This is a genomic window from Chitinophaga sp. S165 (genome assembly GCF_003182155.1).
In the GTDB taxonomy this organism is placed as follows: Bacteria; Bacteroidota; Bacteroidia; order Chitinophagales; family Chitinophagaceae; genus Chitinophaga.
In genome coordinates this window covers 211,813-237,515 of sequence record NZ_QGTG01000010.1, presented here as the reverse complement: position 1 = coordinate 237,515, position 25,703 = coordinate 211,813, and the positions used below count along the sequence as shown (strand labels likewise).

The window sequence follows — 25,703 nt, the reverse complement described above, 5'->3', positions numbered from 1 at the left end:
TTTTTATGAAACATCAAATTAAAGAAGCAAAAGGGAAACTGGGGGTCCTGATGCCGGGCCTGGGCGCGGTAGCAACGACCTTCATCGCCGGAGTAGAATCAATTAAGAAAGGTTTATCCAAGCCGATCGGGTCCGTAGCACAGATGGGCCATATCCGCCTGGGAAAAAGAACAGAGAACAGGAATCCGCTTATCAAGGACTTCGTTCCTTTAGCAAGCCTGAATGACTTGGTATTTGGTGGTTGGGATGTGTATGAAGACAATGTGTACACCGCAGCTGTAAAGGCTGAAGTACTTGACAGGTTTATGTTGGAAGCGATCAGACCTGAACTGGAATCAATCGTTCCAATGAAGGCCGCTTTTGATAAAAACTTTGTTAAAAATCTGGACGGGACACACGTAAAGGATTATAAGACCCGTTATGACCTGGCACAGGCTGTTATTGAGGACATCAAGAACTTCCAGAAAGAGAAGGGTTGTGACCGTGTTGTAATGGTATGGTGTGGTTCCACAGAAATTTATCATGAAGCTGCAGATGTTCACCAATCACTGGCGGCATTTGAACAGGGTCTGAAAGACAATGATGCGCGTATCGCTCCGAGCATGATATACGCATATGCAGCGCTGACATTAGGAGTGCCTTTTGCGAACGGGGCGCCTAACCTGACCTGCGACATTCCTGCATTAGTGGAATTGTCCAAAAAGACTAAAACCCCGATCGCAGGTAAAGACTTCAAAACAGGTCAGACCCTGATGAAAACCATCCTGGCCCCTGGTTTACAGGCTCGCGCGCTGGGTATGGAAGGCTGGTTCTCCACCAACATCCTGGGTAACCGTGATGGTTGGGTACTGGATGATCCGGATAACTTTAAGACAAAAGAAGTATCCAAACTGGGCGTACTGGAAGATATCCTGATGCCGGATGAAAATACTGAACTATATGGTGATATGTACCACAAGATCAGGATCAATTATTATCCGCCGCGTAAGGACAATAAGGAAAGCTGGGATAACATCGACATCTTCGGATGGATGGGATACAAAATGCAGATAAAGGTGAATTTCCTTTGCCGTGACTCTATTCTTGCTGCACCGATCGTACTTGACCTCGCACTGTTCATTGACTTTGCGAAACGTGCAGGTATGAGCGGTATCCAGGAATGGCTGTCCTTCTATCTGAAATCACCACAAACAGCGCCAGGGCTGCGTCCTGAGCATGACATCTTCAAACAGCTGATCAAGTTGCAGAACACACTGCGTTACCTGATGGGCGAAGATCTGATCACGCACCTCGGTCTGGATTATTACGAAGGAATTTTAAACGAAGGATGATCCGAGTTCATAAAATAATCGCTACCAGCCTGGGCATAGGCTACATAGGCAAGGGAGGGGGCACGGTTGCTGCCGCCGTGACAGCTCTTTGCTGGTACCTTGCGCAGGCTGGTGGTCACATATCCTGGATGTGGCCGTTGGTCATAACCATAGGAGTTACATTATTAGGTATCTGGTCCGGTACAGAAGTTGAACCACATTGGGGCAAGGATGATAAGAAAGTAGTGATAGATGAAGTGTCCGGCATGTGTTTCAGCTTACTGTTCCTGCCGGTGACTCCCGGTTATGTACTGGCCGGGCTGGTGTTGTTCAGATTCTTTGATATCCGCAAACCATTACTGATCCGTCGTACCGAGGCGTTGCCCGGAGGCCTCGGTGTCATGATGGACGACGTGGTAGCAGGAGTATATACCAACTTGTTACTGCAGATTGTTTACCATAGTAACATTTTTGCAGGATGATTAAATTTTTGAAAGTTCAGGCTTCTTCGCTGATAGCAACAGGTGTGGATTGGACCACGGTTTTTTTGCTTTCAGTATTTGCAGGGGCATGGTCTGCCGGCGCAAATATAGCCGGCGCCATTGCTGGCGGAGTTGCTAACTTTTTAATTAACCGGCAGTGGGTTTTTAACAAGGAGAAAGGAGCATTTGGAGGGCAGGCACTGCGATATGGTATTACCTGGGTGGGGAATATGCTGTTAAATACAGCTTGTATGTGGGTGATACTGCATTTTTCAGGATGGAAGGATGATCTGGAAATGGTGGGACTGTTTAAAGTGCTGGTATCTTTACTGATTGGTTTTACTTATAGTTATATAATGCAGAAGCGGTTCGTTTTTAAATGATGTTAGATAGATGAATGGTAGTAAAAATATAGGTTTAGGTCTTTTGTTATTGCTTACGCTCGGCTTTAGTTCAGTATTTGCACAAACAACGACAGTGAAGGGAGTGGTTACCGATAAAACCGGTGCCCCATTGCCCTTTGTAGGCGTCTTTGTACCTGGTACTTCCTTCGGCGTCTCTACTGATGCCGCAGGCCGGTACGAATTGCAGTTTGATAGCCCAAAAGATAGTGTACGCTTTTCCCTCCTGGGGTATAAGGCCGTTACAATACGCATAAAGAACGGTACTGAACAAGTCAGGAACATGAACCTCGAAAGTGGTGCAAGAAACCTGGGCGAAGTAGTGATCAGGCGTAAGAAAGAAAGATACCGTAACAAAGATAATCCCGCTGTGGAGTTGATCCGGCTGGTCATTGACAACAAGTCAAAGAACAGGATGGAACATTATGACTATGCCCAGTACAATCAGTACGAGAAACTGGAGTTTGCATTAAGTAATGTATCGGAAAAGGTCAGCAACAGCCGCTTTACCAGGAAGTATAAATTTGTGTTCGAAAACCAGGATACGACCAAAATGGCCGGACGTTCACTGTTGCCGATGTACCTGGAAGAGAAACTGGCAGATGTATATTACCGCCGGGACCCTGAAAAGAAGAAAACAATTATCACTGCCGATAAAAAGGTCAGCTTTGAGAACTATATCGATAACCGCGGTCTGAGCGCTTATCTGAACCACATTTACCAGGACGTGGACATTTACGACAACAACATGATGTTGTTCACTAACCAGTTCCTCAGTCCAATTGCCAATGCCGGTCCTACTTTCTACAAGTACTATATCGCCGATACCATCAAACTGGCCGACAGTTCCAAACTGATCGTGCTGGAGTTCTACCCGAGGAATAAAACAGACAGGTTACTGGAAGGTAAACTGTATATCACACTCGATGGTAACTATGCTATACAGAAGGCAGATATGACGGCTAATAAAGAGATCAATCTGAACTTTATCCGTGATTTCCACCTCTATATGGATTTTGAGAAAACACCGGATGGCCGTTACTTCATGAACAAGAACACCCTCATGGCCGATTTCGGTCTCTTTAAAGGCAAAAGCGGTCTTTACGGAGAACGTACAGTGTCCCTGAAGAACATGGTAACGAACAAGAAAATGGCGGATGATTTCTATGCGGGAAGCTCTATCGTGGAGAATACGGAAGAGGTAGAGAAACCTGAAAGTTTCTGGGAGCAGAACAGGCATGACACGCTGACCACCGCAGAATCGAAGGTTTACGCCAATATTGATAGCCTGCAGAAAATGAAATCCTTCAAACGCACGATGGATATTGCCACCCTGCTGCTGGCCGGCTGGAAGTCTGTAGGTCCGAAATTTGAAATAGGGCCTGTGAACACGTTCTACAACTTTAACCCGGTGGAAGGTTTCCGTTTGAGGTTAGGGGGCAGGACCACGCCTAAGTTCAACAAGAGCATCTACCTGGAAGGGTACGGCGCTTATGGTTTCAAAGACGAGAAATGGAAATATTACTTCGGAGGCTCTTATGCCTTTAATCATAAGTCTATTTACGACTGGCCGGTACGTGCCCTTAAAGCGAGCTATCAGCACGATACCAAGATTCCGGGGCAGGAACTGCAGTTCGTACAGGAAGATAACTTCCTGTTGTCCTTCAAACGCGGTAACAACGATAAGTGGCTGTATAATGACATTTACAGGTTGAATTACCTTCATGAGTTTGACAATCATTCCTCATTCCAGGTAGGTTTCAAGCACTGGGCGCAAACGCCTGCCGGTACACTGTCTTACTATAAGGGATCACCCCTGCTGGACAGTGTAAAGAAGATCACTACGGCAGAATTATCGCTGGAACTGCGTTGGGCTCCGCACGAGCAGTTTTACCAGGGAAAGAACTTCAGAATACCCATCCCCAACAAATATCCTATCTTCACACTCAGAGCAATCGCGGGAGTGAAGGGGCTGTTCAACAGCGGGTACAATTACCAGAACATCACCCTGAATATTTATAAAATGGTATACCTGTCACAGCTCGGGTATAGTGAGGTGGTACTGGAAGGTGGTTACATCTTCGGACATATTCCTTATCCGTTGTTAACCATCCACAGAGCGAACCAGACATATGCATACCAGTTACAGTCTTATAACCTCATGAACTTCCTGGAATTTGTGAGTGACCGCTATGCTGGTATAAATATTGACCATAGCTTCAACGGATTTATCTTCAATAAGATACCTTTGCTGAAAAAACTGAAACTCCGTGAGGTGGCTACCGTGAAGGTGCTGTATGGAGGATTGAGCAAAGGGAATGATCCAAGGCTGGACCCGTCAAAGATCCAGTTCTCAAATTATTCAGATGGAACGCCGATCACTTATACACTGGGTAGCGACCCGTATGTGGAAGCTAGTGTGGGCGTTGCTAACATATTTAAACTTCTCAGGTTAGACCTGGTGAAGAGGTTCACATACCTGGATAACCCGTTGATCGCCAACTGGGGTATCAGGGGAAGAGTTAGGTTTGATTTTTAATGATTTTTAATCGTAAGCCATGAAAAAACGATTCAGAGATAAGCTGCAGCAAGCAATTTATGTGGTGATCAACCCTCTGGTAAAAGGCTTGATCAAGATGGGACTGACCCCAAATGCGGTCACCCTCATCGGATTCCTGTTAAATATAGGTGTAGTTATAATATTTGTGACAGGAGTCGAAGAAGGCAACAGGGGAGACCTCTCTTATGTAGGATGGGCCGGCGCCCTGATCCTTTTTGCCGGATTATTTGATATGCTGGACGGCCAGGTGGCGCGTCTGGGCAACATGGGCTCGCGCTTCGGCGCCCTGTTCGATTCCGTACTGGACCGTTATAGTGAAATGGTGCTGTTCCTGGGTATCTGTTATTACCTGATCGGACATCACTACTTCCTGAGTTCCATATTTGCCTTTATAGCCCTGATTGGCTCTATGATGGTGAGTTATACCAGGGCACGTGCGGAAGGTCTTGGTATTGAATGTAAAGGAGGGCTGATGCAACGCCCGGAAAGGATCGTGATCATTTCCGTATCAGCCATCGCCTGTGGTATCACATCACATTTTATTGGCGGGGACTATAAACTGTACATACCAGGTGTTCCTTTCCATGTATTTGAGACCATTTCTATCTTTACCTTCCCGCTGTTCATTATGGCCATTATGACCAATATTACAGCGGTAGGCCGCCTGAAGGACGCTAAGAAAGCGATAGACCAGCAGGACCAGGTAACCCGTGTTATCAGAAGCGCAACCACCACTCCGGTGATCGCTCTGCTGATGATGGTATTACCAGCAATGGCAATGGCTAATTCACAGGCAAAACCTGTAGAACCGGTATTTCCGGTACCGCAGAATATTCCGCATATGCTGTTCTATATGCAGCGTACGCCGAATATTAACACCATTATCTACGACCTGAACCTGCAGAAGGATGGTACACTGGATGAGGATGAGCCGGTAAATATTTACTGGATCAGGTACACAGAAAATAATGAAAAGAAGGGATTAAATTATATACAACGTAAATTTGCATACGGACTGAAGGTAAAACAACTGGCGAAAGACAAATATGAATTGCGTTCCGTAGCCTATGATAAGAAAAAGTTGTTCCTGATGAAATCTGCCGAAGGCGATTACCATATCTACACACAGATCGGTAGTGTAATGGCGCAGCTGAACAGGATTTATCTTCAGATCGAAGGTGGTACCTTCTGGTTTCCAAATGTAGTATACGTGGAACTGAAAGGGATTGACCCTGCTACCGGAAAAGAAATAAAGGAGCAGTTCAAGCCATAAAAGGTTGATTGTTAAATTCACGACGAAATGAGTAATAGACAGTACGTTTCCAACTCGCAAGAGTCGGTACCTATGTTCAAAAACAGCTTGCTGGAGAAATTATCTAAAGTACATTTCAGCGTTCCGCTGTTCATATATATTCCGGTTATCGCATATTGCTGCTGGGCAGCACTGGTACCAGTGAATGCAGGTGTAGTTATATGGCTGCTGAGTGTATTGGCAGGTATTTTTATCTGGTCACTTACAGAGTATATCATGCACCGTTTTGTATTCCATTTTGAACCGGAATCTGCCTGGGGCAAAAAGCTGCATTTCATGTTCCATGGCGTGCACCATGATTATCCCAATGACAGGTTGCGCCTGGTATTGCCGCCATCTGTGAGCATACCGCTGGCGCTCGGTTTTTGGTTTTTGTACAAGAGTTTTATACCTGAAGTATATTTCTACGGATTTTATGCAGGCTTCATCGGCGGATATCTTTTCTATGATATCTCCCACTACGCGCTGCACCATTTCAATTTTAAAGCTAAGTTCTGGAAGAAGCTAAAGAAACACCACATGCAGCATCACTATGCCGATGCTACCAAAGGATATGGCGTTAGCTCTAATTTCTGGGACAAGATCTTCGGATCTGATTTTCAAAAGTGATAAGATGGACGCACCAGTTCCTGCCGGGCCTACAACTGCTTTTTTTGATAGGCGAAATATGCTGATCACTACGGCGATCAGCATCGCTTATCTGTTGCTTTCAGCCTGGTTGCTTGGTTTTAAGACTGATCAGCTGTGGCTGATAGCGATTTTTAATGGATGTTATTACGCATCAAGACCTACCCGCCGCTTTATATTGGGTTTTTCGATCTTCATCTTTTACTGGATCGTGTTCGATTATATGAAGGCTTTCCCGAACTATCTGACGGGACCAGTTCATATCAAGGACATTTATGAAACGGAAAAAGCATGGTTCGGTGTCATGATGGATGGAGTGAGAGTAACGCCGAACGAATATTGGTTACATCATACCCAGGTATGGCTTGATGTGCTGACCGGATCATTTTATCTATGCTGGGTGCCGGTGCCACTGGCATTCGCTGCTTACCTGTTCTATAAGGACAGGCTCGCATTCCTTCACTTTGCGTTTACCTTTATTCTTGTAAACTGGCTGGGATATATCATCTACTATACTTATCCCGCTGCACCGCCATGGTATGTACAGTTGCACGGCTTTGACTTTATTGCAAGCACGCCGGGTAATACAGCCGGACTGGCAAGGTTTGATACCGCGTTGAACGTTAATATCTTCGGATCATTATATGCAAAGGGATCGAACGTATTTGCTGCTATGCCATCACTGCACTCTGCATATCCGCTGATCGTATTCTTCTACGCCAGGAAGACCACTAATCTGTTCTTCACGACCGTGTTCGGCATCATTGCATTGGGCATCTGGTTCTCAGCTGTTTATACCAGCCATCACTATGTACTGGACGTTCTGGCAGGTATTGCCTGTGCCAGTGCAGGGATTGCTTTATACAGACTGGTGCTGATGAGAAGTGTTGCTTATAATGAGCGGATCGGTAAGTATTATGCAGCTGTTACGAAGTAACTTTCTGCTTATTCAGGTTGCACAACAATTCATCTACCTCATTACCATAGTTACGTTTAAAGTTAAAACGCTTTGCTTTCAGGAGCATCTCCCTGGCAGTGTCTTCATCCTGTTCTTTCAGGGCGAGCAATGCCAGGTTCCGGTAGGCGTAGGCGTTACCTTTATTGAACTGTAGTGATTTAAGTATAAGCTCCCTGGCAGCCACGGGGAAACCCAGATGCATCAACACATAACCTTTATTGTTGTACGCATAGGCACATTCCTCATCGTATGCGATAGCCTGATCAAAATAAGAGATCGCTTCTACGTACAATTCCAGTTTAATACACTCAAAGCCAAGACTGTTCAATAGTTCGGACGATCCCGGATTTAACGACAGCGCATGTTCGTATAATCTTTGCGCCCACGCATGGTTACCCAGCTCACTATGGCAATGCGCTACTTCCGCGAGTACGCCTGTATGCTGCGGATGTTTCTTATGCACCTTCTCATAAAAGGGGAGGGCCTTCTGAAAATTCCTTTCCACTCTCCATGTAACGCCAGACAGCCATAACGCATTGATATGATCGGGCTGCATCTGTAATACCAGGTGACAAAGCGCCCGGCACTTATGTGTATCATTATACTGCAGCAGCGATTGTGCTTCCCTGAAATATCTCTCAACGGCGGCATTCTTCTGCTGCGGGCCATAAAACAGCCGGATCAGCGGATGGAAGAAACTGATGTGAGAAGTTTTGATGCGCGGACTACGGAAAGGGATATCTGTCTGTATATTTCTAAGTGCCCGGATCTGTTCCATGTAACCGTCGAAGATAATGCCGAGTGACTGGAATTTGTACTGACAACGGTTTTCTATGCTAAGCAGGGAGAGAATAATGTGTTGAGGATGAAGCTGTTCATCGCCCAGCTTTTTCTGGTAGTAGGCTGCATTCTCCAGCATCCTTTCTGCCTCCGTCATAATAGGCACTTTAGGCCTGTTACCGGTAGGGATAGGAGTGCCAGGACGTTGTTCCCAGTTCAGGGCGTGTAACCACTGGATCAGCTTTTCCCGGTCGGCGGTATCAATGGCGATATCGCTGGCATAAGAGTCCAGGATACCCAGCAGTATCATCTGGCTATCTATGTAAAAAAGTTTCCTTTCCAGGCTAAAAGTCCTGGCATAGGCAAATGCTGTCTTCAGTTCATAGGAGGAAGTCAAAAGCATCAGCAATGGTTAAGTACAGTATCAAATTTATATTATTTATGGGTATCTACCAGCTATCAAATTACCATAATTCAATGCGCTGATACCTCAATCCGGGGGCGTTTCCGGTGAACCATCACGAACGCAGCTCCTCCGTTAAAACAAGTATACCGTTTTTCGCTGCAATGGAATTGTAACTGAAGGGTTTATCTTAAGGAGAAGGGTTATAAATAGTTCAGTCCGTATAGGCGTTAGCCATTAGATAAGATCAGGGCCGATACAAAAAATAACGATCGTCCGGTCAATATTGCTGCTCGTAGTAAAAATTACGGCTACAATTTTAATGTTTGATATTCATATCTGCCAGTTTTTCAATAATTACTACCTTCAGCTTATGGAAGAATCAGACAAATTAAAAAGGGTCGTAGAGGCCCGTATGAAGCTGAAGGCCCGTTTTGAGGATAAGATCCGCCAAACGCCTTCCGTGGCTGATAATAAGCCTATGGGGTCAGGTAATCCTAACCGTCATGGTATGCCGGTCGTACCAGTAGGGCAGATTCTTACCCATAAGTGGCCTGTACTGGACCTCGGCATCGAACCCGAGATACCTCTGGATGAATGGCGGCTGATCATAGACGGCGCTGTGGAACATCCGGTGGAACTGACCTGGGACGATTTTTTAGCCCTGCCGCAAACAGAAGATACTTCCGACTTCCACTGCGTCACTACCTGGTCCAAACTGAATATGAACTGGAAAGGCGTGCGTTTACTTGACTTGGCAGCGCTGGCCCAGCCGAAAGAAAATGCTACCCACATCCTGTGTTATGGATATGACGACTATACTACCAACGTATCACTGGAAGAGGCGCTGAAACCGGATGTGCTATTAGTGCATACTTATGAGGGCGCACCTTTGCCAATTGAACACGGAGGTCCTGTAAGAATGATCACGCCACAGTTATATGCCTGGAAGGGATCGAAGTGGATCCACAGGATTGAATTCCTCACAGAAAACAAACTGGGCTTCTGGGAAGAACGGGGGTATTCCAGTACTGCCTACCCCTGGAGGAATGACCGTTATAGCTGACATCACTGCATGGAAAAGATTCAATATTCGCTGATATACTTTATGTATAAGAGCGGCACGTTCAAGACCAGTAAAGCGTATTTTTATCGTGCTAATCAATCGCTGGCCTTCGCGTTGGTCCTATACATCAGCGCACCCATTTTTGTAATATTTAACTTTGCACCGCCCACTGCTTTGGTGTTTGTTGTTTTTGTGATTACCTGTGTGCTGAGTCAGATCCTACTGGATCAAAATGTGTCAAAGCGTAAGCTATTTAAACACCGGCCAACATATCTGAACAGGCGAAAGTATCTGCGCCGATATTTTGTCTCAACAGCCGTCTATGCATTGCTGATCGCCGCGTGTTACTTTATACGGAAGTATAGTTAAATCTTTCAGTGCAAAATGGCGGGATATCGTTTCGCCATTTTGTTTATTATTATCTCATTCCACTGCCCCATATCTTTCTAATTGTTTGATTTTTATCATTAATACTTTGTTATGTGTAATTCTGTTGATGTGACGAATTGTAGCTTTGCCATCTCAAAAAGTGAGTACTCCGGGTGAACACATAACATAAATCACTAAAATAGGGGATGGAAATGACCAGGTTTGGTAATTTTTAATGAGCACAGATATTTTGAGCTTTGCATACTCAAATCAGAGTAATCATTAAAAATTCAAAAAACTCAACATGAAGTTTAGAAAAACCTTAGCTGCGATGTCCCTCTTTGTTTTAGCAGCAACTTGTATTGTAAGCTGTGACGATGATGATGATCAGAACACACCTCCAACCAATACTGCAGATGTAAGATTGCAGACCAATGAAAAGCTTGGAAAAATTTTGACAGACGCCCAGGGACGTACCCTGTATTCCTTTGCACTGGACGTAAGCGGGCAGTCAGCTTGTAGCGGCGACTGTATCGCTAAATGGCCTGTATTCTACAAAGCGGATCCTAGCCTTGAAACAGGTCTGGACGCGAAAGATTTTGGTGTGATCACCCGTGCAGACGGCGCAAAGCAGTCAACTTATAAAGGCTGGCCGTTGTATTATTTCCAGAACGATGCTAAAGCCGGTGATATCAAAGGTGACAGCGTAGGCGGTACCTGGTTCACTGCAAAACCTGACTACTCCGTAGCATTGGGTAAAGCGCAACTGGTGGGTAAAGATGGTGTTAAATACACCGGTAAGTATGTAGCAGGAGAAGAACTGACTGAATTCATCACCGATGCATATGGTAGAACATTATATCAGTTCTCAAAAGATTCTTTCAACATCAACAAATACACTAAGCCTGACTTCAGTAATGACGCCGTATGGCCAATTTACCAGCAGACTGCAGTACAAAATATTCCTACTATCCTCAAAAAGGCTGACTTTGGAGTGATAGATGTACACGGTAAGAAACAGCTTGCCTACAGAGGTTGGGCACTGTATTTCTTCGGTGACGACGAAACTAAAAGGGGTAACACCAAAGGTGTGAGCGTTCCGACACCTGGCATCTGGCCGATCAATAACAACGGAACGTTATCAGCGCCTAAAAAATAGTAGCTGATAACACCCCGCTGTCTTGACAACTGTGACAGAGAACTTATGTTACATGAACAGTGTAAACAGTTGTAGGTTTAGCAATGGCTGGAGTATTCTTACTTTAGCCTTTTTTTATTCTTCCGGTGTCAGCCACACCAGCCTCGCTTTCCTTTCTTTGCGTGTAGCTTCCAGTTTCAGCGTTACATAGGTGTTGGTCGTGCTGTTATAGTCAGATAGATTGAACACGGCTAATGCATGCGTTTCATCTTTTCTCAGTTTGCCAAAAAACAAACTCCTTTCGGGTGCCGGACTTCCGGTTACATAGGTAAAGGCCTGTCCGTTTGCAGGTACCCGCAAGGGCACTAAATCTCCCTTCTCCGGATGTGTGTTTTGTTCTGCATCATTCATGAAAATATACAATTTGCCCTTTGCGGCCAGATAAGCGAATGAGCGGTATTGGTCTGCCGCGATCAACTGTTGTGTGGACAGTTTTCTGTGAGCGATATAAAAAGATGGATAGGAACTGTTTTTAAGGAACTGCTTTTTAGGAATGAAGCTTGTATACAAAGCCTTGCTATTCACATCAAATGCCGTCACTGCTGCATTATCCAGCATGTAATAAGTATACGGGGTGGCATCTCTCGGCGTATGTTTTTCAGTACTCAGCTCTTCGTAAATGATAGAAAAGCTGCCGTCATCGTTGATAACAATATCCTGTGGCATTCCTGTAAACGTTTCTTTGGCCCCATACAGCTTCTTTTTTTGAACATCTGCCTCTGTCGGGTATATATTCACCTCCTGCTCGACTTTTGCCTTAAAAGGGTCTATAATGACCAGGAATCCTCCATAAGGCTGCGGGTTGGCATCCTCAATATGAGCAGTGCCCAGCAGCATCAGTTTTTTGGTGACGGGATTGAAGCGCACGACAGCGCTATCGGCGATCCGGTTGTCGGACAGGTCCAGCAATTCAGATGTCATACGTCTTCCTCCTTTGGTCAGGGTGGTCATCACCAGTTGTCCTTCCCTGTCATTGGACGCGATCTCGTTGTATGCAAATCCCAGGATGCACACCCGGTCATCACCTAATACGGCCATGTCCAGGTAGTTGAAGGATGCATATTTATATGCCGGCTGATAAAAGGCCCGGCTTATTTCCAGGTGTTCTCCGCTATATACCACTACCTCCATCTGATTTTTATCTGCCAGTTCATCCTTGAAGCGGTGGATAAATATGGCATAATTATCACTGGCCGGATCTTTACTTACAGAGAAGGAATTTACCGGATCAAACTCCGGGATCCAGCGTACATCTTTGAACGGGTACCGTTCCGCTTCCGCGATCTTTTCTTCCCTGTCCAGGTTGCCGTTATTACCGTCAAACAACAGTCTGTAAAGCACCGGCGTCCGGTCCTGGATCTCGCTGATCAGAACAGTAACGGTGCTGCCACTGGTTTCGAAAATAGCATTCACGCGTCCTCCTTTCAGCTTCTCGAAGGATGGATCATGGTGTTTATTGCCGGCAAGTTTATGGTCGGGATTGTAAACTGTAATGTCGATCCCGCTTCTGTTGCTCAGGCGTACTACAACAGTATTGCCGTTTTTAAGTTGGAGGAGTCTCGCATGACCGGATTCAGGTTCGTCAAATAAAGGTGTTTCAGCAACAGTTTTGAATTGCGCATAGGCAAGCGCCTGCAAGATCGTGAACAGGCACAATAGGGTAGTTCTTTTCATAGGTTCAGTTGTTAGGATAGTATTCGGAGTATAAAGGTATCAAAATTTCGGGCCTAGTTATCCATAAATTCCCAGGCGCTCTGGTAGGCGTTCTGCTGCTCTGCATAGGTAATAAACCCTGCATAGAATGGCAGTTGCGAAAGTGTGGCGCTGTCGCCTATGACCACCAGCTTCTTACGGGCCCTTGTCATGGCCACGTTCATACGCCGGATGTCGGACAGGAAGCCGATCTTATTGTCGTTATTACTCCTTGTCATACTGATATAGACGATATCCCTTTCCTGACCCTGGAAACTGTCGATCGTATTGACAGAGATCTTGTCCCCGTAAGACTGCAGTTCCGGGGAATGTTGCAGTTGTTCCTTCAGTAGATGGATCTGCTGTTTATATGGCGAAATGATGGCGATGGAAGGGAGGTCCTGTTGCTGGTAATGAGTATTAAAGCCCGTCACAAGCTGTGTCAGGTGTTTGAACAGAAAGGCAGCTTCCTCCGGATTGGTGGTACTGGTACCTTCTGTCTTCTCGTCAAATCCGCAACCGGCGGTATCCACGAAGGAAAGCGGCATGTCTTCAGGGAACAGCGTATGACCAGCTACTGAGGCATGCGCCTTCAGCTTATTTTCATAGAAGATAGCAGAAGAATAACCCATGATCATCTGGTGCATGCGGTACTGTTCTTCCAGCAGCACCACCGCTTCAGGATACAGGGCAGTACATTTTTCCAGCAGGGTGGTACTCAGGCCGTTCCTGGCTGCTTCGTCGGATTTGACAGTAGGAGATAGCTGGCAATGATCGCCCGCCAGCACTACTTTCTGCGCCTTGAGGATGGGTATCCAGCAGGCAGGCTCCAGGGCCTGTCCCGCCTCGTCGATGACGATGGTATGGTATTTCAGCTGGCGTACTGTATAGTGATTGGCGCCCACGAGGGTAGCAGTGATCACCTGGGCCTTTGCCAGCAGGTCGTCCATGATGTATTGTTCGGTATTTTCGATGGATTTCATGATGCTGCGGGCCTCGTCAAATAAAGCTTTGCGTTGCTCTCTTTCAGCCTTTCCGAAATTCCGCTTGTACTTGTGGGCCATATCCCTGAACTCATTGGCCTGCTTTTTCAGGCGTTTGATCTCCTTCATGCTGTTGTGCTCAGCCATCCGGCTGTCCAGCGTCAGGGCTGACAATCTCTCGGAAACACGGGCGGGATTACCCACACGCAGCACGTTAAGCCCTTCGTCGGACAGTTTTTCGCTCAGCAGGTCCACGGCGGTATTGCTGGGCGCTACTACCAGTATCTGTTTATTATCCTGTTTGATCAGTGCTTTGATGGCCTGTACGAGGGTGGTGGTTTTACCGGTACCGGGAGGACCGTGTACAATGGCCAGGTCATTTGCCGCCAGTATCCTGTTCACAGCCGCCTGCTGGGACTCATTGAGGCGGGGAACGGTAACGGAAGGGAGATTTTCCTGGAAGGTAGGTGGTTTCTCACCTGTCAGGATCCGGATAAGACGATCATTATCTTCCTTACTAACGCGTGTTTCAGCCTGTTTAAGGGCATTCTGCATCTCGTCGTAGCTGTTATCGTCAAACAGCAGGTCGATGCCTAGTTTGCCATTATTGGCCCACTCCGGCAGTTCATCTGTACGAAGCGTTATTTTCAGGCGATTACCGCCCTGGTAGGAGATGGTGCCCTCTACCCGGTCGGTTTTAGGATCATGGTTCGAAAAAAGGACTGCTGACACGCCAAAACGGAGCTGGTGCACAATATCCTGGTGCGTGGTACGCTCTACTTCGACAGTGAGATAGTCTCCCCGGCTCATCTCGGAACCTCTGATGGCAATAGGGTACCAGGTAAGTCCATTGGCCCTGCGTTCGGCTACGGACGTTGATGCTGTCATCTCCAGATATGCTTTCCTGTCTACTTCCCGCTCTGTTTTCAGTAATTCAAGCAGCTTTTTGAAATAATCCATGCCGCAAAGGTAAGACGAATCAGGAATAGATTGGGAGATGGAGGAATATGGCAATATATTTACATCATAACCACCATCCCCAATGTTAAGAGAAGCGGATAACTATTTCATGAAACAGGATGAACCTGTGAAAAGCTGCCTGCTGGCGCTTCGGGAAATCATCCTTCATTATGACGAGAACATTACAGAGGCCTGGAAATACGGAATGCCTTTTTACTGCTACAATAAGAAGATGTGCTGTTATCTCTGGACGCACAAAAAATATCTGCAGCCATATATTGGGATAGTAGAAGGTAAAAGGATAGATCATCCGCAGCTCATAATTGAAAAACGTGCGCGAATGAAAATAATGCTGTTTGATCCCGAGAAGGACATCCCTGTGAAAACGTTGAAAGGTATTTTAAAAGAAATGGTGGCCTTGTACAGATAATATCAGATAAAACACCGGATAGTGCGTACCCATCCGGCGTTTCCATTGATTATTTCTTCAGCTTATTAATAATGTTCGTTGTGTAACTCACATCCTTTGTAATATTTCCGTTCTGATCTTTGTTATTATAACTACATCCGAAAATGAATTCCATCATACCACTGCCAGGGGCAGAAGCGCGCAATGTATCTGCTATTTTCAGTTCTTCACCGGGTAATGTGGCCTGCCCGGCATTGATAGCACAACCGGCGCCCACACCGATCAGCACATTTTGACGATTGCCAATGCCATCGCCGTATGACTGTACCCACTTCATAACATCAGCAGCCTTATTCCAATAAGACATGGTCATGACGTAGTCGATATATTCTTTTGACCTTTTGATCTGGGCCAGGTTATAATTGTTATAATCAACTACGGACAGGATCCTGCCGGTCTTTGACGCGGGACCAACATATTTGCCCAGGGCAATGAGGCCACTGTCAATATTTGCCGTCCTGACATTACCATATTCCAGGTCAAGATCTATACCATCGAATTTCCATTTGTCCAGGGAATCTTTTACCACTTTAGCCATAGAATCGGCAGCAGCCGCAGATAGTTTTACCAGTCCGCCGGCAAAAGAAGTCGCTACTATCCTGATACCTCTCTTTTGGAGGGCATGAGCTTTGGTCAGCACGTCGCTCCACTCATTCTGACCGGATACGCCTCTGTGCTCAAATTCCCATGTTCCTTCGGCTGTTCTCCCAATGCCCAGGGTGAATATATTAACAACGTCTACGCTGTCAGGAATGGCGTCTAAAGGACCTACGGACGACCTGTCATAACAACAGCCTCCCCAGTATTCTACCAGGAGGGGCCTTTTAGTAAGTGTTTTACCATAAAAAGGGGAGGTCTCTTCGTGATTGGTGGTGTCTGGACCTGGTTCCGGCGGATTGTTAGTACCGTCTTTCTTACAGGAATGGGATAAAAAAAGTATTGTACCTAAACAGGATAGCAGCACAGTGTACTTTAACATAAAGTAGAATTTGGGTCTCATGTGTAAGCAGATAAATTTAATGTTGATGAATTGTTAAAATATAGGTATCAGCAATATCGACATCGGTAAATACGACCCAGTCAGCAGGTGTATAAAAGAAAGCAATAAAGTTCGGTGATTGGGAGGATATGAAGGCAATCGCTGATAGCAATAATAAACGCATGAAATAAGATATTCGTATAATCTGAAAGATTTTTCCATACAGAGTAGTCACTCTTTAACAGTTGACACCTCTTTGAACAACACGAAAGAAGATATATACCCTTATGCCGGGCCTGGAAATTAACATTTATCGCCATCCGGAAAGGCTTATAGGTAAAGCCGGACGCAGAAAAAGACAGAATGTTTACAGAATTAGCCCCGATATTTGGTTAAAGTCATTCGGGAACTTAGATATTGAAGGACAATGGAATTAACATATACGGAGTATCTCGCTGAAAAATATGTCGTTGACCTTTTTACCAGGTTGACATCCGCCTATCTGGTATATCACAATCTTTCACATACGGAACGCGTGGTGGTCCGGGCCATGGAAATTGCCGACTATTATGAGCTGAATAACAGGGACAGATTCGTCTTAAGTATGGCGGCATGGTTTCATGATACAGGCCACCTGGTAGCTGATATTGATTCACATGAAGAAGCTGGCGTACTGTTGATGAAAACTTTTTTCATGGACAAGGATGTTGACGCCAGATTGATTGACGTGATCTCTGATTGTATAATGGTAACCAAATTTCCGCCGGCGCCTAAAACGCTGCTCGAAGAAATTATATGTGATGCAGATACTTACCACTTCGGGACGAGAGAGTTTGAAATAACTGACAAACTTGTAAAGCGGGAATTCCAGTTAAGGACAAAGAAAAAATTTACTAACTGGTGCAATGATACTTTGAAACTATTAGAAACGCATCGTTTCTTCACTACCTACTGTCGCAATACACTGGAGCAGGGAAAACAGACAAATATCGAACGCCTGAAAAATGAAATCAGGTCTAATTAAATCCTGTTCACCAGTTTCTCTACAGATTTACTATTTAAGTTTGTACGGTCAAAACAGGATGACCTTCAACTGGTGTTTTCTTATTCCTACAACTGTTATACATCTTATCATGTACACATTTTCGGATAGGCATTAAGGGTTAATCTGAGAATTATTCAGGCTTTCTTGTAAAATATTATTTATTTTCTTTATATTGTCCTAATAAATTGAATAAAGGCCGAGAAGCCAATATTGAATATATGAAACTGAAATCTTATTAGATCCAGTTCCCGGGTTTTCGAGAGAATCCGGGAACGACCTACAACTATTGCTATACCTATGACTATGCCTATGCCTACGCACAGCATGCGAAATGCTGTATTGTGTCTTTTACTGTCTGTGATATTTCTGCTTCCTGATTTGTCAATAGCACAGGACACAGCTACTGCTATGAATGAAGCACCGTTGCCAGATCCGCTTTATCCGCATTATCCTGAAAAGACGAAAAAAGCCTGTAATGGTTTGCTGGCGGTGCCTGCCACATTTGTTGTATATGGTGCTGTTTCTTTGAAATGGAATAAGTTGAAAGAAGTAAATCATCATTTCAAAAAAGAAATGCATGAAGATGGAAAGCGGGAGATCAATGAAATGGATAACTATCTGCAATACGCACCGGCCTTTATGGTGTATGCCTTAAATACTGCAGGTGTAAAAGGCAAAAACAATTTTATAGATCGTACGATCATTTATGGAATGGCTAATGCCATGATGGGAGCGGTTGTTATGACTACCAAGAAATCTACGCACGAACTTCGGCCTGATGGCTCTAATTACATGTCGTTCCCTTCAGGACATACGGCTACTGCATTTGCCGCGGCTGAATTTATGCGGCGCGAGTATCAGGATGTGTCTATATGGTATGGAGTAGCAGGTTATGCTATGGCAGCGACTACAGGATATATGCGTATGTCGAATAACAGGCACTGGTTTAGTGATGTAGTAGCGGGAGCGGGTGTGGGCATATTATCTACAGACCTGGCTTATTGGGTGTATCCATCTATAAAGAAGTTGTTTAAGAACAAGAAATCAGACGGAGAAAATATAATTGTACCAACGTATCAGCAGGGGGCTATAGGTCTCAGTATGATACGTACTTTCAGATAAGCACGATTGATGGCAACATCCCCATAAAAGGGGGACCATATCCCCACATTTGGGGATATGGTTTTTTCCTGTTTATTTATTGACTACTGGCATTAGTCCGTTAAATTCTCCTGATACTTTGGCATCGCCATAATCGAGGATATATGTTATCCGGTAGCTTTCGCCCGGATCTTTTTTAATAGCTATTCTGCCACTCTGCAGGTCTGTCAGTTGTTTTCCGGTGCCGGGAACAATAGCGTTGTTTGTGAAGTTAGCGCCAACTACAACATCGGCAGCACTGAAGTTCACCTTTTTGTCGAATGCCGAAGAATCTGCCGGCATGAACGTATAGGTTTGTCCGTTCACAAATGTGTCTACCGCAAATGAAACGCCATCGATTTTACCCGAAAAGGCAGGATCATTGATATTTACATTGGAAACCAGCATCCTGCCTCCTTCTTCAACACTCCATTGTACACGGAATCCGAAAGGAGTTTCAGTAGTTTTTCCATCCTGTCCGTCAATAGTGAATTCGCTTTTGGGAGTGGGATTGTTGTTGTTGTCATCTTTGTCACAAGCAGTCAAAAGTGCTACAGCAGCAATAGCGCTGAAAAGTAAATTTCTCATTGTTTTGTTGTTTTAATTGAATTCAGGTTCTTAATGTATGGTTATCTATTCCATCGGAAGGTCTTGTTGTGTCTCTTGGCATAGTCCCGTGCAAAGATATATTACGGTATATTTCTGCGTTCGGTTTCTATAGGCAACAATGATGCCAGATCACGGAAGGAAGGAGGAATGAAAAAGGGCCGATCTTATCTGATCAGCCCCTTGATTTATTTTATTTGTTGGGTCCATTCTTTCATCACCTGCAGAATAGTTAGCAGTTCTTTCTCACTTATTATATAAGGTGGCATCAGGTATAACACGTTGCCGATAGGACGAAGCCATATACCTTTCTGTTGCGAGAATTCTTTGAATCCTGACAGGCAGGCTGCATCTTTCATTTCGAGCGCGCCTATTGCGCCTATTGTTCTTTTCGCAACAATAGCAGGAGAGGAGAAGGTGTCAAACTGTTCCCTGATGATAGTCTGTATGCGTGCTATTTTTTGCAGATAGTTTTCTTCTTCAATGAGGGTTATACTTTGCAATGCTACTGCACATGCAAGTGGGTTGGCCATAAACGTCGGGCCATGCATCAATGCTTTCTCATAGTTGTTACCCAGGAAGCTGTCGAATACTGCTGTTGTGGCAAGTGTGGCCGCATGTCCCATGTAACCGGCTGTCATGGCTTTACCGAGTATCATGATATCGGGTGTAACACCTGCATGTTCCGCCGCGAATAATTTACCTGTACGGCCAAAGCCTGTGGCCACTTCATCAAAGACAAAGAGTACGTTGTATTTTGTACAAAGGTCGCGTGCTGCTTTCAGGTAAAGCGGAGAATAGATATTAAAACCGCCTGCACATTGTACTATCGGCTCGACAATAAAAGCGGCAATATTTTGATGCTCTTGTTGCAGCAGCGCTTCCAGTGCATCAGTTGCTTCTTTTACCTGTGCAGCATCCGCATCAAATCCTCCTGTTGGGATATCCAATATGAAACCCCTTTTCAGTACATCTGAAAAAGCGCGTGTAAAGTCAGAGTCATCACTTACTTCCATTGCTTTGAAAGTATCGCCATGATAGCCATTACGTAATGATATGATCTTGCTTTTACCACTGTATCCAATATTCTTCCAGTATTGAATGGCCATCTTCAGCGCTACTTCCACACCGATGGAACCACTGTCGGAAAAGAAAACGTGATTCAAACCCGCCGGCGTAATGCTGACAAGTTTGGCTGCGAGGTCCAGTGCAGGGTTATGTGTCATGCCACCAAGCATCACGTGGGCAAACTTATTTGCCTGTGTCAGTAATGCGGCATTAAGCACCGGATGATTATAGCCATGTATAACTGCCCACCAGGAAGAAATGCCATCAATTAACGAACGGCCATCTTCCAGGTGCATGATCACGCCTTCTCCGGAAATCATCTTCGGTAATTCACTTACCAGCCTCATTTGTGTATAAGGATACCACAACATAGTCATAAAAATTCCCGGCAAAGATATACTTAATCTTCTTTTTCCTGCAGCACAGACAGGATGTTGCCTGCGGGGTCTTCAAACCAGGCTATCAACGGTCCGCCACTCTGGCGGCAAATACCTTTCTCATCCGTTTTAATAGGCTCGTCATATTGCAGGAACCGGACACCTTTTGCAGTGAGTGCATCTACAGCCTCGTCTATATTGTTCACCGGGAAATTGAGAACGGTAAACGTAGCAGGCGAGTGGTTCGGCTTCGGGTAAATGATGATGGGATTATTACCACTTATGTTAAGCTGCAACATGTCTTCCATTATTACGGCTACATCAAGCCCTAAAGTCTGGCCGTAAAATTCCTTCGCCTTGTCTGTGTCATTTACGGAAAAGCCACTGAATGCTTTGGTGTTTCTGAACATAGTCTTAAGGTTTGGTGAGTACTAAGTTAACATCAATAAATGGGCCTGACAGGGGGCAAATGCGGCATATAGGAGGGGAGTATTGGTCAATTGCTGCTTGATGGATAATTAAAAATGTTTATATTTGCGGCGCTTATCTATATACCTGGCCTCTATAGATGAAATAAATCAGATTCGTAACCCAAAAGGCTTCACATTCAGAAGTAAAGAAATGGAAAGAAAGTTGGTATCCCCCGTTGTCATTGACGACATACAACCTATTGTTGGGGCCGACCTTATTGAGGTGGCTACCGTTAAGGGGTGGAAATTAGTTGTTAAGAAAAATGAATTCAGCATCGGCGATCATGCGGTGTATTGTGAAATAGATTCATTCCTGCCAATCAGGGAGGAGTTCGAATTCCTAAGAAAGAGCTCTTACAGGAAGATGGGAGAGCAGGAAGGCTTCAGACTGAAAACAATGAAGCTAAGGGGACAGATCTCCCAGGGCTTATTATTGCCTGTTAGTTTGCTGGAAGGGTATACTTACCAGATAGGGGAGGATGTATCTGCTCGTTTAGGCGTCATTAAATATGAACCACCTGTACCGGCTGCATTAGGTGGCATCGCAAAGGGATTGTTCCCTTCTTTCATGCCTAAAACCGACGAGGAAAGAATACAGAACCTGAGCGGTCAGTACGAAGAGTTCAGGAAACATACATTTTATGTTACAGAAAAACTGGACGGTTCTTCTGCGACGTTCTACCTGAACGAGGGCGTTTTTGGTGTATGTTCCCGTAACCTGGACCTGGAAGAAACAGAAGATAACACCTTCTGGAAGATAGCAAGAGTTGAAAAACTTGAAGAGAAACTGGCTGCCCTGGGCAAAAATTTTGCTATACAGGGAGAGTTGATCGGAGAGGGCGTACAAGGTAATGCCTACGGCCTGAGAGGACAAACAGTAAGGTTCTTTAATGCTTTTGATATTGACCGATATGAATACCTGGGCCTGGATGAGTTTAAAGCGTTGTTTGCGTCATTGGGCTTGCAAACAGTACCTATCCTGGATGAGGAGTACGTTTTACCTGCATCTTTGGATGAGATGCTGACTATCGCAGATGGCGCGTCGGTGTTAAGCCCGAAAGGGAAGGAAGTAGAAAGGGAAGGATTAGTGATCCGGTCGAAAGACAGGAAGATCTCATTTAAAGTGATCTCAAATAAATTCCTTTTAAACGAAAGATAGAAAATAGTCCGCCATCGGCGGACTATTTTTTTATTAATTGAACCTTTTCAGGAAGTATCCTACAGTTAGTCCCCAATATGTGTTACCACCTGGTCCATTGTAATACCCCAACTCGGTGATGCCCTCGCTGTAAGTTACATTAAAGAAGAGACCATTTTTCAGTTCATAACCTACCAGACAGTTTATGCCCAGATCATACGGTTTTGCATAAGTGTCATAGGGAAAAGTACTATTTGCAGGTTCTTTACTTCTGAATTTTATGTTATTGTGATCGATGAAGTGGACTTGTCTTCCATCGATATCCATATAACCTGTTAATCTCTCTTTACCGGTTATGCCACGGCCAATATAGTGGCCTGCTCCAACAATTAGCTTCCCCTTACCGAGTTGTTGTTTAAATATTAGGGAGGCTTGTAATTCGAGATAGAGGAATTGTCTTTCTCTCTTGCTGTAGTCGCCATTTACCTCGTTATGAAAGGAATAATTGTAGCCCTTCCTGTTGAGCAATAATTGTGGTTGCAGATAAAATTTACTCCACAAGTGGTGGTCAGTTATCACGCCTGCGCGCCATCCTGATCTGGACGATACATCATACCCCCAACTTTCTAAATTTCTTTTAGGGACGATCGATGACAAATTATATCCTCCTATAATGCCCAGTGATGTTTGGGAATAGGTGGGTGACATGCAGGCAAGCAGCAAGGCTAACAATATAATTTTTCTCATGGGATGTTTTGACTTGATCGGATTATAATTGCAAACTTTCAGCTAATTGAATTTTTTAAAGAAGTAACCAACACTTAGTCCGAAATAATTGTTCTTAACCTTTACTTCCGAATCATAACCTAAGTTGGATAATCCAAGACTATAGACAGCATTAAAAAAAAGACCATTCTGAAGTTCATATCCAGCCTGGAAACTGAGACCGGCATCATAAGGTTTTTGATAAGCAGCTTTATTCTCTTCACCTTGTTTGCTGCTGAAGATTATATCTGTCTTCGTATCGAAATCTGATTTCTGATTGTCAATTATTACATAACCTTTATCATAATCCCTACCTTTTATACCACGGCCGATATATGGCCCTGCTCCTGCAAAAAATGAACCTTTGCCCCATTGCTGCTTAAAGATAAAATTGCTTTGTAATTCGAGATACAATAATCGTGAAATTGACTCATTGAAATAAACATATCCGGGCCTTGTGTCATCAAACGCTTTGGAATTTTCGCCTTTAGCATTCAATAATAATTGTGGCTGCAGGTAGATTTTCTTCCATAAATGATGGTCTGCAATAAGGCCCGCGCGCCATAGGGACGCTGATGATTTGTCCAAATATCCAACTGAATACGAATTGCTAAAATGTACCTCGGTCCGGTTATATCCTCCTATAATGCCTATGGACGTCTGGGCATAGGTGGGCAACATGCTGACAAACAGCAAGGCTAACAGTAGAATTTTTTTCATGAACGTATGGGTTTTAATGTTGGTGGAAAAGTAAGCCAATCGTTCTAAAAGAAAAGTTAAACAATGTTAGTTTTTATGCCGCGTTAACGTTATTTAACTATTCACTTTATAATATGGAGAGGAGTTAACATAGAGCAGAAAAACAAAGGTCAGGAAAAGGATATTCCTTTCCCTGACCTTTGTTAAGAAAGTACTTTTAGAATGTAATGGTAACTGGTTTTACGATCACAAACGTTTCACCTGTCACATAATGGACTGTCATCGTCACATCATATGTGCCTGGCTGATAGTACGCGTGATTTACAAGCAGTGTGTTCAATGCGGGCGGGGTCCCATCACCGAAATCCCAATCAACGGATTCAACAATGTCACGCTCACCGGGACCGGGTACAGACAGCAGGAACGAAGCAAGCCTTGCGCCTGGAATAGTCTGGCCTAATGGACGAATGAAGTAAAAGAAATCCGGTGTAACCACTGTACTTGTAACGGGGGTGCTTAATGCTGTTCTGTTAGTGGTAGATTGAGTGTTAGTATTTGCATACATGCCAATGCTTGCAAATACCATGAGGGTGGCTAACAATGATCTTTTCATAGTAAAAGGGGTGTTTTGGGTAACAAAGAAATAAAATATTGTCGCGGTAAAAGTAGATAGTTGCTGGTGATATAAAACGTTAAAATAACGCAGTTGAGTATATGCACTCAGCTATATGGCCGGCACATATACTCAACAAGAAAAAACAGACACGCTTACTACTTAGGCTATTGATAACTAATTATATAACGACTGAGCGTTTGTTCCAGTTAGTATCTTTCATAATGTCTGAGCCGATTGTTGATGGCCATAGTAGCCGGGCGATTAACAATATCAAAGGTAGCGGAAGCGCGTTGTTATCTTGTTCACCGAATGTGGGGAGCGGGGATCACCAAACATGGAAAAGAATGCCTCGCGAATGCGGACGGCCTTCTTTGTTAACGGATACTCACTACGCATAGAAAATACGTAGTCATCCATTAAAATGTGTTAAATTATCTTCTGCTTTCAACGGTATAAATAAAGCTGTCTGACTTGTAATATCCCATGTTCAGTTCAATAGGTTTTTCCGCCTGATCATACACGAAACGTTTACGGAATAATACTGGGCTACCCGTTTCTATCTCAAGTTTTCCTGCAATAAAATTATCTGCTGCCTTTGCACTGATCTCTTCTTTTGAGAGAGTGGCAATGACATTATAATCCTGTTCCAGTATCTCGTACAGGGGGCGTTTAAAATCCTCTTCACCAGTGAGACCGATGACAGGATGAAAATAAGACACAAAATAGACGAACGGACCTTCAGGGCGGCCTCTTAACCGTTCCAGCTTTAACACCTTTTCCTCCGGTTTGATGCCAAAGAAATGGGCGAGGTCCTCATGTGGTTTCACCCAGCTGATATGCAGTTCAAAATTCCTGATAGGAATGCCCCTGGCAGCCATTTCCTGCGAGAAGCTTTTCCAGTTCATAGATTTTGAGCTGACGGTTTTCTCCGACACCCTGGTGCCGATCCCTTTCTTGCGTATCAGCAGCCCCTCATATACCAGCTTGTTCAATGCCTGCCTGAGCGTAGTGCGGGAAATTTCCAGCTGCTGGGATAATTCCACCTCATTGGGCAGGAACTTGCCATTCCTGAACTGAGGATCTTCAATCATTTTCCGCAATAACTCCTCCGCCTGAACATGGAGGGGAACAGCACTGTTATGGTCAATAGAAAACTTCATATTCTCAAAAGTAATAGACTGGATCATAAAGGCTGCAAAAAATAATTTGCTTTCTATGACCATAGTCTAT

At 44.5% G+C, this 25,703-nt stretch carries 24 protein-coding genes; 13 read left to right on the top strand and 11 right to left on the bottom strand.

Annotated features, from left to right (window positions below; all coding sequences use genetic code 11):
* Positions 1–5: 5 nt before the first annotated feature.
* Genes C7475_RS28735 through C7475_RS28705 form a run of 7 tightly spaced genes read left to right on the top strand, consistent with a single transcriptional unit; the run spans position 6 to position 7,629 of the window.
* Complete coding sequence (locus C7475_RS28735) at positions 6–1,331, top strand: inositol-3-phosphate synthase (RefSeq protein ID WP_110056875.1); 1,326 nt, start codon at positions 6–8, stop codon at positions 1,329–1,331.
* Positions 1,328–1,792 carry a phosphatidylglycerophosphatase A gene (locus C7475_RS28730; RefSeq protein WP_110056874.1) on the top strand — a complete coding sequence of 155 codons (465 nt, stop codon included), beginning with the start codon at positions 1,328–1,330 and terminating at the stop codon, positions 1,790–1,792. Before C7475_RS28735 ends, C7475_RS28730 begins: the two co-directional genes overlap by 4 nt.
* Positions 1,789–2,175 carry a GtrA family protein gene (locus C7475_RS28725; protein WP_110056873.1) on the top strand — a complete coding sequence of 129 codons (387 nt, stop codon included), beginning with the start codon at positions 1,789–1,791 and terminating at the stop codon, positions 2,173–2,175. Before C7475_RS28730 ends, C7475_RS28725 begins: the two co-directional genes overlap by 4 nt.
* A gap of 10 nt (positions 2,176–2,185) precedes the next feature.
* Positions 2,186–4,732: a DUF5686 and carboxypeptidase-like regulatory domain-containing protein gene (locus C7475_RS28720; protein ID WP_110056872.1), complete on the top strand. Its 2,547-nt coding sequence runs from the start codon at positions 2,186–2,188 to the stop codon at positions 4,730–4,732.
* Positions 4,733–4,751: 19 nt separating this feature from the next.
* A complete protein-coding gene (locus C7475_RS28715; RefSeq protein WP_110056871.1) occupies positions 4,752–6,026 on the top strand; it encodes a DUF4833 domain-containing protein in 1,275 nt (424 codons plus the stop codon).
* A 27-nt stretch (positions 6,027–6,053) separates the two neighbouring features.
* Positions 6,054–6,674, top strand: a complete 621-nt coding sequence (locus tag C7475_RS28710) for a sterol desaturase family protein (protein ID WP_110056870.1) — start codon at positions 6,054–6,056, stop codon at positions 6,672–6,674.
* 4 nt (positions 6,675–6,678) lie between these two features.
* Positions 6,679–7,629 carry a phosphatase PAP2 family protein gene (locus C7475_RS28705; RefSeq protein WP_110056869.1) on the top strand — a complete coding sequence of 317 codons (951 nt, stop codon included), beginning with the start codon at positions 6,679–6,681 and terminating at the stop codon, positions 7,627–7,629.
* Here C7475_RS28705 and C7475_RS28700 read toward each other — a convergent pair.
* Positions 7,619–8,833, bottom strand: a complete 1,215-nt coding sequence (locus tag C7475_RS28700) for a tetratricopeptide repeat protein (RefSeq protein WP_110056868.1) — start codon at positions 8,831–8,833, stop codon at positions 7,619–7,621. The genes C7475_RS28705 and C7475_RS28700 overlap by 11 nt on opposite strands.
* Before the next feature lie 373 nt (positions 8,834–9,206).
* Here C7475_RS28700 and C7475_RS28695 point away from each other — a divergent pair, with 373 nt between their 5' ends.
* Both C7475_RS28695 and C7475_RS28685 read left to right on the top strand, forming a co-directional pair.
* Positions 9,207–9,899 (top strand): sulfite oxidase-like oxidoreductase, encoded by a 693-nt coding sequence (locus C7475_RS28695; RefSeq protein WP_110056892.1) that lies wholly within the window; start codon positions 9,207–9,209, stop codon positions 9,897–9,899.
* 673 nt (positions 9,900–10,572) lie between these two features.
* The gene (locus tag C7475_RS28685; protein ID WP_110056866.1) at positions 10,573–11,427 is read left to right on the top strand and encodes a hypothetical protein; all 855 of its coding nucleotides are present in this window, start codon (positions 10,573–10,575) and stop codon (positions 11,425–11,427) included.
* A 114-nt stretch (positions 11,428–11,541) separates the two neighbouring features.
* Here C7475_RS28685 and C7475_RS28680 read toward each other — a convergent pair whose 3' ends face one another.
* Complete coding sequence (locus C7475_RS28680; protein ID WP_110056865.1) at positions 11,542–13,140, bottom strand: hypothetical protein; 1,599 nt, start codon at positions 13,138–13,140, stop codon at positions 11,542–11,544.
* A gap of 53 nt (positions 13,141–13,193) precedes the next feature.
* Entirely contained in the window at positions 13,194–15,101 is a 1,908-nt protein-coding gene (locus C7475_RS28675; RefSeq protein ID WP_110056864.1) for an AAA domain-containing protein, read from the bottom strand.
* Positions 15,102–15,183: 82 nt separating this feature from the next.
* Here C7475_RS28675 and C7475_RS28670 point away from each other — a divergent pair, with 82 nt between their 5' ends.
* Positions 15,184–15,531 carry a DUF1801 domain-containing protein gene (locus tag C7475_RS28670; RefSeq protein ID WP_110056863.1) on the top strand — a complete coding sequence of 116 codons (348 nt, stop codon included), beginning with the start codon at positions 15,184–15,186 and terminating at the stop codon, positions 15,529–15,531.
* Between the two features lie 49 nt (positions 15,532–15,580).
* On the opposite strand, the gene C7475_RS28665 is transcribed toward C7475_RS28670, so the two are convergent.
* Complete coding sequence (locus C7475_RS28665) at positions 15,581–16,549, bottom strand: glycosyl hydrolase family 18 protein (protein WP_158286644.1); 969 nt, start codon at positions 16,547–16,549, stop codon at positions 15,581–15,583.
* 427 nt (positions 16,550–16,976) lie between these two features.
* Here C7475_RS28665 and C7475_RS28660 point away from each other — a divergent pair, with 427 nt between their 5' ends.
* Both C7475_RS28660 and C7475_RS28655 read left to right on the top strand, forming a co-directional pair.
* On the top strand, positions 16,977–17,573 hold the full coding sequence (locus C7475_RS28660; protein ID WP_110056861.1) for an HD domain-containing protein: 597 nt from the start codon (positions 16,977–16,979) through the stop codon (positions 17,571–17,573).
* 324 nt (positions 17,574–17,897) lie between these two features.
* Positions 17,898–18,716, top strand: coding sequence for a phosphatase PAP2 family protein (locus C7475_RS28655; RefSeq protein ID WP_233259994.1), 819 nt, complete (start codon positions 17,898–17,900; stop codon positions 18,714–18,716).
* A gap of 72 nt (positions 18,717–18,788) precedes the next feature.
* Here the strand turns inward: C7475_RS28655 and C7475_RS28650 are convergent, their stop codons facing one another.
* From C7475_RS28650 to C7475_RS28640, 3 genes are all read right to left on the bottom strand, one after another.
* Positions 18,789–19,322, bottom strand: a complete 534-nt coding sequence (locus tag C7475_RS28650; protein WP_110056860.1) for a hypothetical protein — start codon at positions 19,320–19,322, stop codon at positions 18,789–18,791.
* A 206-nt stretch (positions 19,323–19,528) separates the two neighbouring features.
* Positions 19,529–20,779, bottom strand: coding sequence for an adenosylmethionine--8-amino-7-oxononanoate transaminase (bioA, locus tag C7475_RS28645; RefSeq protein WP_233259993.1), 1,251 nt, complete (start codon positions 20,777–20,779; stop codon positions 19,529–19,531).
* 29 nt (positions 20,780–20,808) lie between these two features.
* Positions 20,809–21,195, bottom strand: a complete 387-nt coding sequence (locus C7475_RS28640) for a VOC family protein (RefSeq protein WP_110056858.1) — start codon at positions 21,193–21,195, stop codon at positions 20,809–20,811.
* Positions 21,196–21,406: 211 nt separating this feature from the next.
* Here C7475_RS28640 and C7475_RS28635 point away from each other — a divergent pair, with 211 nt between their 5' ends.
* Positions 21,407–22,414, top strand: a complete 1,008-nt coding sequence (locus tag C7475_RS28635) for an RNA ligase (ATP) (RefSeq protein WP_110056857.1) — start codon at positions 21,407–21,409, stop codon at positions 22,412–22,414.
* A 33-nt stretch (positions 22,415–22,447) separates the two neighbouring features.
* Here the strand turns inward: C7475_RS28635 and C7475_RS28630 are convergent, their stop codons facing one another.
* The 4 genes from C7475_RS28630 to C7475_RS28615 all read right to left on the bottom strand — a co-directional run bounded on the left by C7475_RS28630 (position 22,448) and on the right by C7475_RS28615 (position 25,696).
* Positions 22,448–23,140, bottom strand: a complete 693-nt coding sequence (locus C7475_RS28630; protein WP_110056856.1) for an outer membrane beta-barrel protein — start codon at positions 23,138–23,140, stop codon at positions 22,448–22,450.
* Between the two features lie 42 nt (positions 23,141–23,182).
* Positions 23,183–23,878 carry a hypothetical protein gene (locus C7475_RS28625; protein WP_110056855.1) on the bottom strand — a complete coding sequence of 232 codons (696 nt, stop codon included), beginning with the start codon at positions 23,876–23,878 and terminating at the stop codon, positions 23,183–23,185.
* Between the two features lie 196 nt (positions 23,879–24,074).
* Entirely contained in the window at positions 24,075–24,470 is a 396-nt protein-coding gene (locus C7475_RS28620) for a PKD domain-containing protein (RefSeq protein ID WP_110056854.1), read from the bottom strand.
* A 434-nt stretch (positions 24,471–24,904) separates the two neighbouring features.
* Positions 24,905–25,696, bottom strand: a complete 792-nt coding sequence (locus tag C7475_RS28615) for a GntR family transcriptional regulator (protein WP_233259992.1) — start codon at positions 25,694–25,696, stop codon at positions 24,905–24,907.
* Positions 25,697–25,703: the final 7 nt, after the last annotated feature.